General features: G+C 67.6%; 13 protein-coding genes and 2 pseudogenes. 5 read left to right on the forward strand and 10 right to left on the reverse strand.

The features are described 5' to 3' along the window. Positions 1-171: 171 nt before the first annotated feature. The 3 genes from exaC to AB4078_RS06805 form a co-directional block, all read right to left on the reverse strand. On the reverse strand, positions 172-1,722 hold the full coding sequence (gene exaC / locus AB4078_RS06795) for an acetaldehyde dehydrogenase ExaC (RefSeq protein WP_441976488.1): 1,551 nt from the start codon (positions 1,720-1,722) through the stop codon (positions 172-174). A gap of 172 nt (positions 1,723-1,894) precedes the next feature. Further along, a complete protein-coding gene (locus tag AB4078_RS06800) occupies positions 1,895-3,217 on the reverse strand; it encodes a GAF domain-containing protein (RefSeq protein WP_441976489.1) in 1,323 nt (440 codons plus the stop codon). A 92-nt stretch (positions 3,218-3,309) separates the two neighbouring features. Further along, positions 3,310-4,773: an MFS transporter gene (locus AB4078_RS06805; RefSeq protein ID WP_441976490.1), complete on the reverse strand. Its 1,464-nt coding sequence runs from the start codon at positions 4,771-4,773 to the stop codon at positions 3,310-3,312. A gap of 130 nt (positions 4,774-4,903) precedes the next feature. Between AB4078_RS06805 and AB4078_RS06810 the strand changes: the two genes are divergently transcribed. The 3 genes and pseudogenes from AB4078_RS06810 to AB4078_RS06820 all read left to right on the forward strand — a co-directional run bounded on the left by AB4078_RS06810 (position 4,904) and on the right by AB4078_RS06820 (position 7,296). After that, positions 4,904-5,626: a TetR/AcrR family transcriptional regulator gene (locus AB4078_RS06810; RefSeq protein ID WP_441976491.1), complete on the forward strand. Its 723-nt coding sequence runs from the start codon at positions 4,904-4,906 to the stop codon at positions 5,624-5,626. Positions 5,627-5,761: 135 nt separating this feature from the next. After that, a pseudogene (locus tag AB4078_RS06815) lies at positions 5,762-6,070 on the forward strand (PadR family transcriptional regulator); the annotation flags it as partial. Between the two features lie 119 nt (positions 6,071-6,189). Beyond that, complete coding sequence (locus AB4078_RS06820) at positions 6,190-7,296, forward strand: hypothetical protein (RefSeq protein WP_441976492.1); 1,107 nt, start codon at positions 6,190-6,192, stop codon at positions 7,294-7,296. Positions 7,297-7,448: 152 nt separating this feature from the next. Here the strand turns inward: AB4078_RS06820 and AB4078_RS06825 are convergent, their stop codons facing one another. Beyond that, positions 7,449-8,891, reverse strand: a complete 1,443-nt coding sequence (locus AB4078_RS06825; protein ID WP_441976493.1) for a CCA tRNA nucleotidyltransferase — start codon at positions 8,889-8,891, stop codon at positions 7,449-7,451. Positions 8,892-8,974: 83 nt separating this feature from the next. Here AB4078_RS06825 and AB4078_RS06830 point away from each other — a divergent pair, with 83 nt between their 5' ends. Further along, on the forward strand, positions 8,975-10,822 hold the full coding sequence (locus tag AB4078_RS06830) for an alkaline phosphatase family protein (RefSeq protein WP_441976494.1): 1,848 nt from the start codon (positions 8,975-8,977) through the stop codon (positions 10,820-10,822). Between the two features lie 201 nt (positions 10,823-11,023). On the opposite strand, the pseudogene AB4078_RS06835 reads toward AB4078_RS06830, so the two are convergent. Together AB4078_RS06835 and AB4078_RS06840 are read right to left on the reverse strand one after the other, a co-directional pair. Next, a pseudogene (locus tag AB4078_RS06835) lies at positions 11,024-11,142 on the reverse strand (LLM class flavin-dependent oxidoreductase); the annotation flags it as partial. 115 nt (positions 11,143-11,257) lie between these two features. Continuing rightward, positions 11,258-12,016 (reverse strand): hypothetical protein, encoded by a 759-nt coding sequence (locus AB4078_RS06840; RefSeq protein WP_441976495.1) that lies wholly within the window; start codon positions 12,014-12,016, stop codon positions 11,258-11,260. A gap of 161 nt (positions 12,017-12,177) precedes the next feature. On the opposite strand from AB4078_RS06840, the gene AB4078_RS06845 reads away from it, so the two are divergent. Beyond that, positions 12,178-12,990: a restriction endonuclease gene (locus AB4078_RS06845; RefSeq protein ID WP_441976496.1), complete on the forward strand. Its 813-nt coding sequence runs from the start codon at positions 12,178-12,180 to the stop codon at positions 12,988-12,990. Positions 12,991-13,025: 35 nt separating this feature from the next. Here AB4078_RS06845 and AB4078_RS06850 read toward each other — a convergent pair whose 3' ends face one another. The 4 genes from AB4078_RS06850 to AB4078_RS06865 all read right to left on the reverse strand — a co-directional run bounded on the left by AB4078_RS06850 (position 13,026) and on the right by AB4078_RS06865 (position 17,410). Beyond that, positions 13,026-13,487, reverse strand: a complete 462-nt coding sequence (locus AB4078_RS06850; protein ID WP_441976497.1) for a DUF4411 family protein — start codon at positions 13,485-13,487, stop codon at positions 13,026-13,028. Beyond that, positions 13,484-14,611, reverse strand: a complete 1,128-nt coding sequence (locus AB4078_RS06855) for an ImmA/IrrE family metallo-endopeptidase (RefSeq protein ID WP_441976498.1) — start codon at positions 14,609-14,611, stop codon at positions 13,484-13,486. Before AB4078_RS06855 ends, AB4078_RS06850 begins: the two co-directional genes overlap by 4 nt. Positions 14,612-14,776: 165 nt before the next feature. Next, positions 14,777-15,832 (reverse strand): LLM class flavin-dependent oxidoreductase, encoded by a 1,056-nt coding sequence (locus AB4078_RS06860; protein ID WP_441976499.1) that lies wholly within the window; start codon positions 15,830-15,832, stop codon positions 14,777-14,779. 39 nt (positions 15,833-15,871) lie between these two features. Then, positions 15,872-17,410: a DUF7059 domain-containing protein gene (locus AB4078_RS06865; RefSeq protein WP_441976500.1), complete on the reverse strand. Its 1,539-nt coding sequence runs from the start codon at positions 17,408-17,410 to the stop codon at positions 15,872-15,874. Positions 17,411-17,424: the final 14 nt, after the last annotated feature.

The following is a 17,424-nucleotide window of genomic DNA, read 5'->3' on the forward strand; positions in this document are numbered from 1 at the left end:
GCCCGCTCCTCTCTTGTGTCGCCCCCTCGGCCGTTGAGCGACGCTTCGACTCGCTACGCTCGCTCAGCGCGGGTCTTCGCGAGACGAAACGCGGCGCCCTGTCGAGCTGCCCGCGTTTCGTCTCGGTCGCCTTCGGCGTCCTCGCTCAACGACCGGTGGTGGGTATCCGGATCAGAAGAAGCCCATCGGGCCCTCCGCGTACGAGACGAGGAGGTTCTTCGTCTGCTGGTAGTGGTCGAGCATCATCTTGTGGTTCTCGCGGCCGACGCCCGACTGCTTGTACCCGCCGAACGCCGCGTGCGCCGGGTACTGGTGGTACGTGTTCGTCCAGACGCGGCCGGCCTCGATCGCCCGGCCGGCCCGGTAGGCGATGTCGCCACTGCGGCTCCACACACCGGCGCCGAGGCCGTAGAGCGTGTCGTTCGCGATCGAGATCGCGTCGTCGAAGTCGGCGAAGCTCGTCACCGACAGCACCGGCCCGAAGATCTCCTCCTGGAAGATCCGCATGTCGTTGGTGCCCTCGAACACGGTCGGGGCGACGTAGTAGCCCTCGCTGAGGTCGCCACCGAGGTCGACACGCTCGCCCCCGGTGAGCAGGCGCGCACCGCCCTGCTTGCCGATGTCGATGTAGCTGAGGATCTTCTCGAGCTGATCGTTCGACGCCTGCGCGCCGATCATCGTGGTGAGATCCAGCGGGTTGCCCTGCACGACCTTCTTCACCCGCTCGAGCCCGTCAGAGAGGAATCCGTCGTAGATCGAGCGCTGGATGAGGGCGCGGGACGGGCAGGTGCAGACCTCGCCCTGGTTCAGGGCGAACATCGTGAAGCCCTCGAGCGCCTTCTCGTAGTACGGGTCGGCGGTGGAACTCGCGACGTCCTCGAAGAAGACGTTGGGGCTCTTGCCCCCGAGCTCGAGGGTCACCGGGATGAGGTTCTGCGACGCGTACTGCATGATCAGGCGCCCGGTCGTGGTCTCGCCGGTGAAGGCGACCTTGCGGATCCGCTTGTGCTGAGCGAGCGGTGCACCCGCCTCGATGCCGAAGCCATTGACGATGTTCACGACGCCGCCCGGGAGCAGGTCGCCGATGATCTCGAACAGGAACAGGATCGATGCGGGCGTCTGCTCGGCCGGCTTGATGACGACGCAGTTGCCCGCGGCGAGCGCCGGGGCGAGCTTCCACGTGGCCATCAGCAGCGGGAAGTTCCACGGGATGATCTGGCCGACCACGCCGAGCGGCTCGTGGAAGTGGTACGCCACCGTGTTCTCGTCGAGCTGGCTGATGCCGCCCTCCTGGGCGCGCAGCACGCCGGCGAAGTAGCGGAAGTGGTCGACGGCGAGCGGGATGTCGGCGGCGAGCGTCTCGCGGATCGGCTTGCCGTTCTCCCACGTCTCGGCGATCGCGATGATCTCGAGGTTCTGCTCGATGCGGTCGGCGATCCTGTTCAGGACGTTGGCGCGCTCCGTGGGGCTCGTCTTGCCCCAGCTCGCGAACGCCTTCCAGGCGACGTCGACGGCGCGGTCGATGTCCTCACTGGTGCCTCGGCCCACCTCCGTGAACGGCTTGCCGTTGACCGGGCTGATGTTCTCGAAGTACTGGCCCTTGACGGGCTCGACGAACTCGCCGCCAATGTAGTGCCCGTAGCGCGGGCGGTAGTTCGCGAGCGCGCCCGGCTGCCCGGGTGCCGCATAGGCGGTCGACACGCTCTCCTCGATGATGGTCATCGCGTCTCCTTCGACGTACCGCGGCTCCGATGCCGCGCGGGTTGATGTGTGCCTCGACGGTAGGCGCGTGCACGTTGCGCCCGGATGCGTCACGTTGCATCGGGTTGCACCCCGGGGGTCGTTGAGCGAGCACGCCGGAGGCGAGCGAGACGAAACGCCGGGAACGGCGGCGTCAGCCCTGCTCGAGGCGCTCGATGCGGCTGACGAGACCCGCGCGCTTCGGCGAGCGCGCGGGCAGCAACTCCAGGCAGAGGCGCAGGATCTCGGCGTCCTCGGATCCCTCGGGGATCTCGGCGTACGACAGCAGTACGTCGATGCTGGCCTCGGTGCGCATGGTCTCGCGCAGGATCGAACGCACAGAGTCGCGATACTCCTCCACGCCCGGCGCCGCCGAATCCGGAAGCACGGGGCCGCGGTACGCCGAAAGCGCCACCCGGTGCGCACCCCTGTCGAGCAGCGACAGCACGTCCTGGGCGTCGGTCTCCAGCGGCACGGTCAGCCGGTACGGACGCGACTCGGGAACAAGCGCGGCCCAGATCCGCTCGAGCGCCCTGCGCAAGCGGACCATCTCCGGGCGCAGGGTATCGGCCGAGGATCCTTCGCCGTACACGAGCTCGGCGAGACGCTCGGCGGACAGCCCCTGCCTGTGCACGGCCAGTAGCAGCACGATCTCGGCGTGCCGCGCGCTGAGCTCGACCGAGCGCTCGCCGTCGTCGCTGAACACCTCGAGCCTGGCCCGATCACGGCCCAGCACGCGCAGGGCGGCGCGCTCGGGAATCGGACGCCGCCGCGGGGCCGGCGCGACGGGGGCCACCGGCTCGGCGCGGGCTCGCAGCCGTGCCACGAGCAACTCGGCCTCGACGGCGCGGGCGGTGGCGTCGACCAGCATGCGCGCCTGCGGGCTCGCGGCCTCGGCGCCGCCGGTCACATCGATCACCCCGAGGATGCGCCGGTCCTCCGGATCGAACACGGGTGCAGCGGTGCATGACCACGGCTGCACGAGACGGTTGTAGTGCTCGGCCCCGTGGATCTGCACCGAGGCGCCGAGTTCGAGCGCGGTGCCCGGGGCGGAGGTGCCGACCGCTCGCTCCGACCAGTTCGCGCCCTCCACGAAGCCCATCTCACCGGACAGGATCCGCTGATTCAGATCCCCTTCCACCCACAGCAGCCGCCCCGCGTGGTCACCGACCGCGATGATGACGCCCGAATCGTCGGCGGATCCCGGCAGCAGCAGTGATCGGATGGTGTCCATCGCGCCGGCGAGGGGGTGCGCGAGACGGTAGGCGTCGAGAGCGTCGGTGGTGAAGTCGAGCGGGGGCAGACCCTCGGCGCCGACGCGCTGCCGCCACGACCGCTCCCACGACTCCCGCACGGATGAGCGCACGCTCTGCAGACGGCCATCGTCGATGTTGCCCGCGACGAGCTCCTCATGCGCGCGCTCGATGAGCAGGCGCGCGGGCGCCGGCTCGCGGGAGGGCTGCCAGCCAGAGGACACAGGGTCTCCGATCGTCGGCGACGGAGTGGGTCCAGTGTACGGCGACCGGACTCGGCAGTGCCGCGATCGGAGCATTGCGGCTCCCCGCGGCGTCAGGCCGGCGCTTCGTGCTCGTCGACCGTGCGCGCGTCGGTCAGGCTGAGCGCGCCGATGCCGGCGATGATGCCAACCGCCACGGCGAGCACGGCGAACACCACCTGCTCGCCGTGGAAGAAGGATGCGACGAGGGCGGGATCCCATGCGCCGACGGGGAGCGTCACGGTGACCAGGGCGGCGATGAGCGTGCCGACGACGGCCGTACCGACGCTGGTTCCCAGCTCCTGTGCGGTGTCGTTCATGGCGGCGCCCATCGAGGTGCGGTTCTCGGGCATCGCGCCGACCAGTGCCACCGCGCAGATCGTCATGACCGTGCGCAGGCCCGCCGTCATCACCACCATCGCGAGCGCGATAGCGAGGTAGTCCTGCTCGACCGCCCAGGCCATGACGCCGAGGCCCGCCGCGAGCAGGCCCGCGCCCATGAGACAGGCGATGCGGTGCCCGAACCTGCGCACGAGCCACTCGGTGAGGGGTGTGGCGAGGATCATCGTCGCGATGAGCGGCAGATTGGCCAGGCCCGCCTGCAGCGGCGACCATCCCCACGCGTACTGGAAGTGCAGGATCAGGGCGAACATCACGCCCGCCATCGCGACCGAGGTGCCGATCTGGGCGATCGCCGCGCCGCGCACGGTTCCACGGCGGAACAGGGCCAGATCCAGCATCGGCGCCACCGCCCGTTGCTCGCGGAGGATGAAGAGCACGAGCGAGACCACGGCGCCGACCGCGACCGCCACGGTGATCGGAGATGTCCACCCGTTCTCGATGCCGCTGGTGAGCACGTAGCAGCCCATACCGATCGTGAGGATGCTCAGTGCCGCGCCCGGCAGATCGAGCCGGTCCTTGGTGAGGCCGCCCGGGGCGTCGGCCGGCACACCGAAGTGGACGCCGGCGGCGGCGATCAGGGCGATGGGCGCGTTCACGAGCAGCAGCCACTGCCAGGGCAGATGAGTGAGCATCGTGCCGCCGAGGAGCGGACCGAGGACGAAGCCCGACATTCCGACGACCATCATGAGCGTGATGGCGCGCATGCGCAGCTTCTCGTCGTCGAACAGCCGGAAGACCAGCGAGTTGGTGATGGGCGCCATGGCGGCCGCGGCGATCCCGAGCAGGGCACGCAACGCGATGAGCTCGCCGGTGCTGGCGACGAGCAGTACGGCCAGGCTGATCAGCCCGAACAGGCCGAGCCCGATCTGCAGCACCCGGCGTCGCCCGAAGCGGTCGGCGATCGAGCCGGCGGTCAGCAGCAGGCCGCCGAACGTGAGCGAATAGGCGCCGGTGATCCACTGCAGCGAGGTCGTGTCCCCTCCGAGCTCGCGACCGATGGTCGGCAACGCGATCGAAAGGAGGGTGTTGTCGACCATCTCGACGAAGAACGCGAGACAGAGAGCGGCGAGCGGGATCCAGGCGGCCCGCAGGGATGAGTAGGTGCGTGAGCGAGCGAGGACGGGTGCGTCGGTCATGGCGATTCCTCCGATCGACAGTTAATCGAACGGCGTTCGATGACCGAACGCCGTTCGATAGAATAGAACGATGTTCGATGATGTGCAAGCGCCTCCGGCGCCGGGACGATTCGCATGGTGGGATGGAGCCATGGCAACCACACCGCAGCAGGCCGACGGGCCCGCACGCCAGCGCGGTCCGCGCACCCGATCCCGCGCATCTCATTCGCTGGAGTCGGTCCTCGCCGGGGCGGTGGCGATCCTGGACGAGTCCGGCGCGCAGGGCCTGACGATCCGTGCGCTGGCCGCACAACTGGGCGGCGGCGTCGCGAGCGTGTACTGGTACGTATCAGGGCGTGACGAACTGCTGGATCTGGCTGCCGACTCTGTGCTGGGCGGCGTACTCGAAGCGACGGCGGACGTCGGCGGCGAGGACCCGATCGAGGACCTCCACACCATCGCGCTCGCCATGTTCGATGCGATCGTCGATCGGCCCTGGCTCGGCGCCTACGCCCTCCGCGACACGACGAGCCAGATCCACTCGCTGCAGCTCTACGAGCGCATCGGGGAGCACGTGATGCGCCTAGGCCTCACGCCGCGCCAGGCGTTCCATGCCACCTCGGCGGTCGTGGGCTACGTGATCGGCACCGCCGCCGACCTCGGCCAGGAGCCGCCCGCCGCCGTCGTGTCGGGCAAGGTGAGCCGCGAGCAGTACATGGCCGAGGCCACCGCGCAGTGGCGTGCACTCGATGCGGCCGAGTTCCCCTTCATCCACCACATCCTGGACGAGTTCGACGGCCACGACGACCGCGACCAGTTCCTCGGCGGTCTGGACCTGCTCCTGGCCGGCCTCCGCCTGCAGGCCGGGCGCTAGTCCCCGCGCTCAGCCCCGCGCTCAGACCTGTGCGGCGCGGCGCGAAACATCGGTAGTGACGCGCGAGCCGTACTACTGTGCGTTGCGTGGTAGTGTGCGGAGCAACGCAGTCGCCGGGGCTGCGGAGGAGGGTGAATGGACACCACACAGCTGCTCAAAGGTGTGCTGGATCTGGCCGTGCTCGCGGTGGTCCGCGACGAGGATGGATACGGATACGACATCGTGCGCCGCCTCCGCGACGCGGGCATCGGCGACGTCGGCGACGCGTCGGTCTACGGCACGCTGCGCCGACTGTACTCAGGCGGAGCGCTCTCGAGCTATGTGGTGCCCTCCGACGGCGGGCCTCACCGCAAGTACTACGCGATCAACACGCAAGGCAAGCAGATGCTCGATGAGCAGATCGCCACCTGGTCGCAATTCGCCGTCGCGATGTCGGGGCTGCTCGCGCCGCACGTGCCGCCCGCGGCCGCCGCTCCACCCGGAGCTACTGCTCCTATGGCGCAGCCCGCCCTCTTCCGACCCCCCGTCAACCCCACCGGGATCCTCTCCGAAGGAGCGCAGCGATGAACGAGACCACCCTGAGCGCCGCGGAACGGATCCGCACGTTCGCCGACGCCGTCCGTGCACAGCTCGCGGACCTGCCGCCCGACGAGATCGACGATCTCGTTGACGGCCTCGTCGGAGACCTCACAGACCAGGCGGATGATCACGGCGGCGACATCGAGCTGGGTGACCCGGCCGCGTACGCCGAGGAGCTGCGCAGCGCAGCGGGACTGCCCGAGCGTGCTACCGCCGCGGTCGCCCCGACGAAGACGCCCTGGCGCGCGCGGGTCGCAGCCGCAGCAGGAAGAGGCGTCGGAAGGATCCGATCCTCTCACGCAGGGCGCGAGATTCTGGGAGTCTTGGGCGCACTCCGGCCTCTGTGGTGGCTCGCCCGAGGTTTCGGAATGTTCGCCATGGTGAGCGTGCTGCTCGGCTACGGAATCTGGACGATGCTCACGCAGGGATGGCCAGGCATGCGGATCCTCGCGTGGACGCTGCTGATCCTGCTGACGGTGCTCAGCGTGCAATGGGGGCGTGGACGCTGGCTGCCGAAGAATCGCCTGAAGCACATCCGCACCGTCGTGAGCGTCATCGCACTCCTCGTCCTGCCGTTGGCCGTCGGCGTCTTCGTCACGGCGGTGACGAATCGAGGGACGGTCCAGGTCGTGAATCAGCCGGCGCCCGGCCTGTCTCTCGACGGGGATCGTGTCGTGAACCTCTTTGTCTACGACAAGGACGGCAAACCCATCGAGGGCGCGCAGGTCTACACGAACCGCGGCACCCCGCTGAACCTCATGGGACGTGGCAGCGATCAATTCGACAGCGCGGCTGCGTTCTGGGGCCCGGGCGACAGCGGCACCACGACCCTGCCGTATCGGGATGCGCAGGGGCGGCCGGTCTGGAACGTCTACCCGCTGCAGCTGGGCCGAGTCGACGACCAGACGGGTCAACTCGACTCGTCGACCACGATCGCGCCGCAGCCCCCGTTCCTGCGGGCGCCGGATCGGGTGCTCACGGTGACGCCGCAGCCCACGGCCAGTTCGACGATGCCGCCGACGACGTCCCCTACACCGCAGCCGTCCGACTCGGCCCCCAGCCCCTCACCGACCTCCACGCCGGCGGGCTGAGTCGTGACGGAACCACGGATCATCTCGATCGACCTCACGCACATCGTCGAAGCCGCCCTGCGCGGCGAACATCACGGGCAGACCGCCGGCGACCCCGTCGCGCATCTTGTCGACCCGGCCTCCGCCTGCAGGCGGGGCGCTAGTTCCCGAGCTCAACTCCGCGCGGCCCACCAGGCGCGCAGACGCTGCTCGGCGACCTCGGGGCCGATGACGCCTTCGTCGAGGCGCAGCTCGAGCAGGAAGCGGTACGCCTCGCCGACTTCGCGGCCCGGGGCGATGCCGAGGATGCGCTGCACGTCGTTGCCGTCGAGCTCGGGGCGGATCGCGTCGATCTCCTCCTGCTCGCGGAGTGCCGTGATCCGCGCCTCGATGTCGTCGTAGGCTGCGGCGAGGCGGGAGGCCTTGCGCTTGTTGCGGGTGGTGACGTCGGCGCGGGTGAGGATGTGCAGCCGCTCGAGCTGGTCGCCCGCGTCGCGCACGTAGCGGCGCACCGCCGAATCTGTCCATGCGCCCTCCGCATACCCGAAGAAGCGCAGGTGCAGCTCTATGAGCTTCGCCACCGCGTCGGTCGACTCCTTGTCGAACCGCAGCGCCTGCATGCGCTTACGCGCGAGACGGGAGCCCACCACGTCGTGATGATGGAAGCTCACCGCGCCCCCCGGCTCGAGCTTGCGGGTCTGCGGCTTGCCGATGTCGTGCAGCAGCACGGCGAGACGCAGCACCGCGTCGGCCGGTTCACCGGGGTGACGGGCGTGCTCCAGCGCGATCGCCTGCTCCAGCGCGGTGAGCGAGTGTTCGTAGACGTCCTTGTGGTGGTGGTGCTCGTCGACCTCGAGCCGAAGTGCATTGACCTCGGGCAGGAACTCGTCGACGAGACCGGTGTCGACGAGCACGCGGATGCCGCGCACCGGGTCGTCGGACTGCAGCAGGCGGATCAGCTCCGACTGGATGCGCTCCGGGCTCACGATTCCCAGCGTCGAGCGCAGCTCAGCCATCGCCGCGAGCGTGCGCTCCTCGATGCCGAAGCCGAGCTGGGCGCTGAACCGGGCCGCGCGGAGCATGCGCAGCGGATCGTCGCCGAAGCTCACCTCGGGGGTGGTGGGAGTGCGCAGGAGGCCCGCGATCAGATCCTCCACTCCCCCGGTCGGATCCACGAGCCGCTGCTGCGGGACGAGGAAGGCCATGGCGTTGACGGTGAAGTCACGGCGCACGAGGTCGCCGTCGATGTCGTCTCCGAAGGAGACGACGGGCTTGCGGGTGACGCCGTCGTAGGCGTCGGCACGGTACGTGGTGATCTCGACCTGCTCGGACGGACCGTCGGGCGAGGGCACCTTGGCGCCGATCGTGCCGAACTCGCGGCCGATGTCCCACTGCGTGGTGGAGATCGGCTTCACGATGCGGAGGATGTCGTCGGGGCGGGCGTTCGTGGTGAAGTCGAGGTCGTGCGTGGGCCGGCCGAGCAGCGCGTCGCGCACGGGGCCGCCGACCACGGCGAGGTCGAACCCGGCGTCGGCGAACGCCGTGGCCAGGGTCCGCACGACCGGATGCTCGGCGAGGGCGCCCAGGCGCGCAAGGGAATCGGCCATGTTGAGCATGGTCTCCAGGGTACCGGGGTGGGCTCAGCCGCTGCCGAGCGCGCGGTCGTCGGCGCCCCTCGGCCGCTCAGTAGGATCGCGGCATGGTCAGACGCAAGAACTCCCCTGCCCCGGGCGACGGATCATCCGCTGCGGCCGGCGATCCCGCCGGTGCACCCGAAAACGCAGCCGCGACGCCGGACGACGGCACGGGTGACTCGGCGGGGAAGGGCCGCTCCCGGTCTCGCCGCGACTTCCTGCGCCTCGGTGGACTGACCGCCGCCGGAGCTGTCGTCGGCGGCGGTGCAGGGGCTGCGGCCGGCTACGCGCTCGGCCAGCACAACGGCTTCGCGGAGGCGCTGGACGACTACGGCGCCCTCGCACCCCGGCACGCGCCCGGATTCGACCACATCGTGGTCGTCATGGGCGAGAACCGGTCCTTCGATAACCTGCTCGGCTACCTGTACACGAAGGAGAACCTGCCGGAGGGCAAGGACTTCGAGGGCCTCGACTTCGGCGAGTACTACAACGAGCTCGACGGCGTCCGCTACGACGCGCACGTCTACGAGGGCCCGACCGACCAGATCATGACGTGGCCGGATCCGGATCCCGGCGAGATGTATCCGCACGTCAACACACAGCTGTACAACGTGATCAATCCGGCAGAGAACGCCGACCTGTACGACGGCGGCTTCCATCCCCCGTACAACCATCCCGAGGACGGCCAGGAGCCAACCATGAGCGGCTTCGTCACCGACTACCAGGTGAACCTCATGCGCCTCAAGCACGGCAAGGAGCCGAGCGAGGACGAGCGCAAGCGCATCATGGGCTCGTTCTCACCGGAGATGCTGCCGACGGTGTCGACGCTCGCCCGCGAGTTCGCCGTGTTCGACCACTGGTTCTGCGCCGTGCCCTCGCAGACGTTCTGCAACCGCACCTTCTTCAACGCGTCGACCTCGCACGGCTTCGTCACGAACCACGAGGGCGGCGACTACGACAAGTGGCTGAACGCGCCCAAGTCGCCGACGATCTTCAACCGCCTCGAGGATGCGGGCCTGAAATGGAAGGTCTACTTCGACGAGCTGCAGATGGTCTCCTTCACCGGCGTGCTGCACGCACCCGTGCTGGAGAAATTCTGGCGCACCGAGCACTTCGGCACGATGGACGACTTCTACGCCGATGCCGAGCACGGGGAGCTACCGGCCTACGCGTTCATCGAGCCGCGGATGATCTACAACCACAACGACTTCCACCCGCCGTTCGGCGCGCGCCGGGAGAGCGACGTGGAGGGATCCGAGGTCATCAACAGCGCGTTCTCGGACGTGCGCGCGGGCGACGACCTCGTGCACGACATCTACGACGCGATCCGCACCAGCAAGTCGCCGAAGGGGTCCAACGCGATCAACACGCTGCTGCTGATCACCTTCGACGAGCACGGCGGCACCTACGACCACGTCGTCCCGCCGAAGGCGACGCCGCCGGACAACTCCGGCACCGGCGAGATGGGCTTCGAGTTCGACCGGCTCGGCTGCCGCGTACCCGCGATCGCCGTCTCCGCCTATACCCGAAAGGGCACGATCGTGAACGACCAGATGCATCACGGATCCGTGATCGCCACGCTCACCCGGCTGCACGGCCTGAAGCCGCTGACCCGTCGGGACGCGACCGCGAACGACCTGTTCCAGATCATCAACCTGGACAAGCCCCGCCACCCGGCGGACTGGCCCGAGACGAAGTCGCTGTACACGCCCCCGAATCCCGAGGCGAAAGCGCCGCACCCCGCGCACACGCATGCGAACAAGCCGCTGACCCCGCCGGCGCAGGGGCTGCTGGGTCTACTGCTGGCGCGCTACGGCCTGCCGGACGATAAGGAGCCGCAGACCTTCATCGAGGCGTACGACCTGCTGCACAAGCACGGCAAGGGGCTGTTCGGCGCGCCGGACGAGGACTGAGGTCGGGCCGCGGTGGCCCGGTCGGGCCGCCGCGCCCGGGCCGCCCGCACGCTCGGCACGGCCCGGCTGCGCACGGCCCGGCTGCGACGCTCGCACGATCCGGGGACGAATGCACGACGCGATCCCGGATCCGGTCGTGCAGGTGTCGCACGATCGTGCCGGCGTCGCGTCTCAAGGCGTGGGGCGGGAGGCGGCAGGCGCTCAGACAGCGTCGCCCTGCACCGGTCCCTCGGTGTTCGGCTTCCAGCCCAGGGCGGGGCCACGTGCTCGGCGAACGCCTGCAGCACGTGCAGGTTGTATTCGGGGCCGAGCTGGTTCGGTGGTGGTGAACATGACGCGAGCACGAACCCGAGCTTGCCCGGGACATCACAGAAGGCCGAGGACTTGAGTGGATCCTCAGCCTTCTTCGCGCTTCACCCCCAGTTGAACACCAGCTCACGAGGCGGTCGGTGTCGCAGCCGCGGGAACAGTCCTCGGTTCTAGCGGAGTTGCGTCGGCACCTTCGGCTATGTCTCGGTACTGGTTGTACAGCTCTCCAGCGTGATCGGGCTCAAGCTCCATCACCACCGTTGGTTTGCTGGATCGGAATGAGCCTCCGGCGAAGTAACCTTGCCGATTGGAACCCAGGAAGTAGCGATCATGAAGTGCTGTCGCAGGGACATAGATGACTGTGCAAGTCGGACTGGCGGAGGCCTGTCTCCCCAGCTCCTCCTCAAACTGGCCCCGCTTCAGCGACGCATTGAGTCTGGGCTTATCGAAAGCATCAACTTTCGAGACCTCTCGATCAATTGTCAGGAGGGTCACTCCGGGCAGAGCATCTGCGAGCATGGCGAAATCATGGGGGTGGAAATACGGATCGACCACGATTGGTTCCGCGAGGGAATCCAGCTCGCTCATCAATCCGATGTAGTCAAGAGGCGCCTCCGGGTCGAGTTTGAACACTGCGCTGTTATCCGAAGACTGGCGCATCGTCCCCTTGAGGAGCGCGATTCCCTGTTCTGTGATTATCAGTCTCTGCGACGAAGCTCGGGACACGAGCCCGGCACCGAGGAGATAGGTTGACGCAGTGGGTCCGGCTACAGGGTGGAAGAGATCCCTCGCGAGCGAGGAGGTTCCCCGCAGTCCTCCGCCGTTCCATTCCCGCTCCAGCGGCAGCTTGCTCGCGCCCACAAAATCTATCTCGGCGGCTGTCATGCCGGGCCCAGTCTGAGCCAACCAGAGCATGTAGAGAGGTCGAGTGATGCTCTCGGGCAATGGGTCCGTCATGTTTCCGGATGATACAGCCGCACCCCCGCTGTGAACGCACCGTGTGCTGCTCAGACGGGTCCGTCGGAGCTACTCAATAGACTCGGGCCATGGAGAACGAGCCTGCGAAACCCACGGAAGAGCAGATGCCCGAACCGCAGGAGGCAGAAGACGACTTCGCTCTCGGCTCTCTGGACTTCGATGGGCTCTCCCCCACCGACTTTGAGGAGTTCTGCTTCGATCTGATGTCGGAGAGCGGCTTCTCCAATGTGGACTGGAGAAAGGGAACCCCTCTCTCGTCCTCACCCTCAGACCGAGGCCGGGACATCGTGGCGCGAAAGACGCTCACAGATATAGATGGCCACGAGTACGAAGAGCGGTGGTTTGTCGATTGCAAACACTACAAGCGAGGTGTTCCGCCCGACGCTCTCCAGGGCACCCTTGCCTGGGCCAATGCCGACCGCCCCGCGGTCGTGCTGTTCATCGCTTCCGGCTACCTCACCAATGGAGCCAAGGACTGGATCGCAGAGTACGAGCGCACCAATCGCCCGCCGTTCCGAATCAGGGTGTGGGAGAAGCCCCAGCTCCTCAAGCTGGTCGAGAAGCACCTTGATCTCGCCTTCAAACACGATGTAGGTACGAGCACTCTCCGGCGAGTATCGGAGATCCTCGCGGCGGAGTCCGAGCTCACTGAGCGCCTCTGGTACGGGCGAAAGCCAACGGATGAGGATATTGCCGCGAACGACTGGTCGGAGGACATCAAAGCGGCTGTCCGCGAGGGCAAGCGGATGGCGGAGAAGGAGTATGGCGTGGATGTCCTCGAAAAGGATGTCGCGTCCGACTGGGACTGGGGATACCTATCCGGGCGGGCCTCAGCCATCCGATGGGTGCTCGGCGACGACTGGCACAATCTGGACAGTTAGGTTGGTCCTGATCTCGCTGAGCCGCGATCGAGTCCTCAGAACTGCCAGCCGTAGGCCCGGATGTAGTCGAAGAACTTGATGGTTCGTACCCGGTGCTCATCGGCAATGTTCGGGATCTTCTGGTTCTTGTCTTCGGTCCCCGGCCCTTTGCGGTTCTCCTCTGACACGATGGTGGACCGCTCTGACTTTGCGTGTGCGATCACGAAGGGGTCGGCTTCATTGAGCTGGCCCTGAACCCAACCGGGGTGAGCTACGCCGATCTCAGCGACGGTGATCAGCTCCTCGTCTGTGATCGGACATACGAACCCCTGCAGGTTCTTCGCCCAATCATGAAGCTCGTCTCCACCGCGATGAACCTCACGAAGAATGGCCTCGCAGATGCAACTTTCACCTGCTGCGACCGTCGCTTCGATGTTGTCCCACATCGCTGGGAAGATGTCGCGCGGGTAGCGCTGCACCAACCCAATCAGGATGTTGGTGTCGAGGGTGTAGCTCATTCAGCACCACCTGTCCGGTAGTACTCACTGAGCATTTGCTCCACCATCGGAAGCCGGGCATTGAGCAGATATGTAGCGTCGACAAGGTCGACACGGCGGTCTTCAAGCGCCCGAGCGACTGTTCCGATGTAGGTGGGGCCTAAATCTCGATAGCGCAGTCGCCAAGGCGGTACGAAGCCATCCTTCTGCTTGAGCGCCTCTCTTGCCTGCTCCCAGGTCTCTTCGCTGGCTGCTCGAACTTCATCGAGATCTTCGTCGTCGATGAAGTCGAGACGACGAAGCCGGACGGCCGCAGCGAGGTTACTCACCTTGAAGTGTCGGGCCAGGTGCTCAGATGCCGCGAAGGGGTCATCTGCGAACTTCAAGTTCGCTCGCACAGCGGCCTCCGGCATGAGGAACTTCGCCGCGAAGTTGTTGGCAATAGCTTCTTCGTCGACCGTCTCCCGAAGAGCGCACAGCCCGCTTGTCCGGTTGATGAGGTGGGCGACTTCGTGGAACAAGGTGAATGTTCGGCCAGCTGGGCTGTCGCCGCCGTTGACCATCACAACTGGAAGTTCGTCGTGATGGACGGAGAGACCGCGGAAAGTGTCTAGGGAGATCTTGGTGGTTTGGAAGACCAGCACGCCATGATCTTCAAGCAACCCGCGCCAGAAGTTGAAGACCTGACTATTCGCGGACTCGGGAGGTACGAACACATCTGTAAGCCCGAACTGCTTCCGCAGATCCCGCGCTCGCGCTGGGATGTTGCTCCACCCGATGGAGCCTTCCTTGAGCCGCCGTTCTGGTCGGCCGCCGAGGTCCAGCATGGCGGCGCGATGCTGCTCCGCCCGGCGCATCTCCTTCGCCAGATCTGCAGGGAGGTCGGCGTGGACTCGTCCACGGAAGTCGGCGGTGTCGGGAACATCTGGAACCGCTGGAGGGGCAGCGAAGAAGAATCCGAGGGGCCGATCTAGCTTGGTGGCGAGCAGCGTCAGCTGTCGGAAAGTCGGAAGGGCGTCGCCGCTCTCGAACTCCTCGAAGCGGTCAGGCTTGACACCGACAGCGTGGGCGAGGTCTTCCTTGGTCACATGATTGACCTCGCGAGCCCAGGTCAGAGCCAACGGATTGATAGGCGCTCTTGCCATCGCTCCACCTCCTGGCCCCCGCGCGCGGTGCGCGCCGCCGAATGATTGTCATTCTATGGCTACCCACCGACGAACCCAGGTCCTCGGGAACTCGAGGCCACAGACTGCGATCTCAGGCTGTTTCGACGCCTTGATCAATGCCTCGTCGTCATCCAGGAAGAGGCCTCAGATCGCGTATCCCTCGACAGGGCCCTCGGAGTTCGGCTTCCAACCGAGGGCAGGAGCCACATGCGTCGCGAACGAATCAAGGACATGTACACAATAATCAACGCCGAGCTGGTTCGGGATCGTCAGCATGAGGGTGTCGGCGGCCATGACGGCCTCGTCCTGCTTCAGCTGGGAGATGAGCACATCGGGCTCGGCGGCATACGTCTTGCCGAACGTGGAGCGGAACCCGTCGATCACGCCGATCTGGTCGCCGTTCTCCTCGCTGCGCAGCCCGAAGTAGGCCCGATCCTGATCCGTGATGAGCGGGAACACGCTGCGACTCACCGACACCCGTGGTGCGCCGGTGTGACCGGCCTCCTTGTAGGCGGCGCGGAACAGGTCGATCTGCTCGCGCTGCAGCTCATGGAACGGCTGGCCCGTCGCCTCCGTGAGCAGCGTCGAGCTCATCAGGTTCAGGCCCTTGCGTCCGGTCTCCTCCGCCGTAGCGCGGGAACCCGCTCCCCACCAGATGTGGTCGCGCAGCGCCGGGGACTGGGGCTCGATCGCCAGGTAGCGGCCGGCGCCCACCATGCGGGGGTCGCCGGGCGCCACGCCCGCCCCGTCGATCACCTGCAGGAACAGGTCGAACTTCTCGCGGGCCATCACGCCGCCGCGCTCCGGATCCTCCTCGTCATGGAAGCCGAAGGTCTCGTAGCCACGCAGCGCGGTCTCGGGTGAGCCACGACTGACGCCGAGCGCGATGCGTCCATCGGCGATCCAGTCCAGAGCCGCTGCCTCCTCGGCGAACTGGAATGGGTTCTCGTAGCGCATGTCGATGACGCCGGTGCCGACCTCGATGCGCTCGGTGCGCGCAGCCATCGCGCTCAGCAGCGGCATAGGCGACGCCGCCTGGCGCGCCCAGTGATGCACGCGAACATATGCGCCGTTGACGCCGATCTCGTCGGCGCCCTCCGCGAGCTCGATCGTCTGGCGCAGCATGTCGCCGGCGGTGCGGGTCGTCGACCCCGGCACATCGCCGTAGTGCCCGAACGAGAGGAATCCGAAAGCCTTCATGATTTATTCAAACGCATGGATCCGGACATGCATTCCCTTTCAGTGCTCGGCGGGGATCAGGAAGCCGTCGGTCACGAGTGCGCGCAGACGCGGCTCGAGGTCGGCCCAGAGGTCGGTGAGGGACACCTCGAACAGGTCGGCGAGCGCGGACACGATCTGGACGACCGTGAGGTCGCCGTCGCTCGCGCCGACGAAGCCGGCGAGCGCCGGGTCGACCGAGATCGTGCGGCCGAACCCTCCGCCCTGGCGCAGCTCGATCACGCTCGGCGCCTCCTGACCGGGCAGGTGATGGCGGGCCTCGGTCACGTCGGGCGCGACGAGCAGCACCTCGGGGATGCCGTCGGCGAGAGCGTCGTGCCCTGCCAGCCCGTCGCGGAACGCCCTTCCGGCGCTCGTCACGGGCTGGGTGAGCGTCTCGAAGCGGCGCAGCGGACTCACCGAGGCACCGGAGTCGGCCCCGACGGGCCGGCGGATCAGCACGTACCCGAACCCGATCTCGGTCACGCCACGGGCGGCGAAGTCGGCGAGCCAGGCGTCCAGCAGCGGCTCGAATGCGGCGTCACGGGGCGTCGTGCCGCCGTCGCGGATCCACAGCTCCGCATAGCCGAGCGGCGACAGCGTCTCGCGCTGCACGACCCAGACGTCCAGTTCCGGGGCGATCCACGACTCCAGGCGGCGGAGCCCCAGAACGGCACCGCGGGACTCCCAGTTGCCGAGCAGCTGCGCGGATCCGCCGGGGACGAGGTGTGCGGGGGCCTGCGTCACGAACGCCTCGACGAGCGCGTCGCCCACGAGCCCGCCGTCGCGGTACTCGTACTCGGGCACGTCCGCGCCGCGCGGCGTGATCACGAACGGCGGGTTCGACACGATGAGCCCGAAGCTCTCGCCCGCGACCGGCTCGAACATGCTGCCTTGGCGGAACTCAATATTGTGCACGCCCGCGAGCATCGCGTTCAGCTCGGCGTAGGCGAGGGCGCGCGCCGAGATGTCGGTGGCGATGACGGATCCGGCGTGCCGGGAGACCAGCAGCGCCTGGATGCCGCATCCCGTGCCGAGATCCAGCGCACGCTCGACCTCGACCGGCATGACGAGCGATGCGAGGGTGCGGGAGGCGCCGCCGACACCGAGCACATGGTCGGACGGCAACTCGCCGCCGCCTTCCATGTGGTGCAGGGCCAGCTCGTCGAGGTCGCTCGCGATCCACCACTCGCCGACCCCGTCCGCGTCGACGAACGACTGCGGCCGGATCAGGGCGGCCGGCACCACCGCGCCGTCCTCCCGGTAGCCGAGGCCCAGCGCCTCGAGCCCGTCGAGGCCGGTGCGCGCGAGCGCTGCCGCGACGTGGGCCTCCGGCTGCGGCATGCCCAGTACGAAGAGGCGCCCGAGCGTGGCCAGGGCATCGGTGCGGCCCTCGACCGCCGCGAGCAGCGGCGAGCGGATGCCCCGGGCGAGAGCGTCGTCGGCCTCCGCGCCCCAGGCGGCGCGCAATGGCTCCGACCGAAGGTCGGCGGCGTCGAGATCGGCGGCGAGCGCCGCGCACAGCACGGAGTCGGGACGGGGCAGCAGGTGTCGGACCACGGCGCCAGCCTACG

The sequence above is a fragment of the Microbacterium sp. 2MCAF23 genome, assembly GCF_052115565.1.
Classification (GTDB): Bacteria; Actinomycetota; Actinomycetes; order Actinomycetales; family Microbacteriaceae; genus Microbacterium.